The 675-nt window shown below is 33.6% G+C and carries 1 protein-coding gene; it reads left to right on the top strand.

Features of this window, described 5'->3' with window-relative positions:
* Nucleotides 1-69: 69 nt before the first annotated feature.
* Nucleotides 70-675, top strand: a 606-nt coding sequence (locus ACMV0E_RS08090; RefSeq protein ID WP_416085873.1) for a copper amine oxidase N-terminal domain-containing protein, incomplete at its 3' end; no start/stop codon positions are given.

Below are 675 nucleotides of genomic sequence, written 5' to 3'. Positions count from 1 at the left end.
TTTAGATCGAATATTGTTTTAAGCTTGCCTATAAGGGATTGAAACTCACTAAGAAGGAGGGTGATTAAAATGAAAAGAATAGCAAGAGGAATGGCGACTATCCTGCTTCTTATAGTTTTTATATTAGAAGCAGGAGGACTGATGCAAAATCAAGTTAAAGCTTTTACTCCTACATTACATGGTAATCCAGTAGATGTTTATTTTAATGATTTTTTGATCACAGATTGGGGAGATGCTCTTCCTTACATTGATCTTCAATCAGGAAGAACAATGATTCCTTTGAGATTTTATTCCGAAAAAATTGGCTGCAAAGTTAGTTGGGAACAAAAAACCCAAAAAATTACCATTAACTATCCCGGAGATAAAGATTATGATGGTAATTTGATTCCAGGAACCAATAAGATAATTACTCTTTGGGTTGGAAATCGAAAAACATATGTTTATTATTCTACTGATAATACTACTAAAACTATTTGGTTGGATGTAGCTCCTTATCAAGAACCTAATTATCCCTGGCGTGTTTTTGTGCCATTAAGATTTGTTTCTAGTGTATTAGGAGATATTGTAACTTATGTTGCCTCCGGAGATAAAATTCCCTTTATCCCTTTAATTACTGTTACGAAACCTTCAGTTTTTTTGGCTCATTTTGTTCCTGAGGGGCCTAATGATTATCAG

The sequence above is a fragment of the Caldisericum insulae genome (genome assembly GCF_047785965.1).
In the GTDB taxonomy this organism is placed as follows: domain Bacteria; phylum Caldisericota; class Caldisericia; order Caldisericales; family Caldisericaceae; genus Caldisericum; species Caldisericum exile_A.
This window is presented reverse-complemented; position numbering and strand designations above follow the sequence as displayed.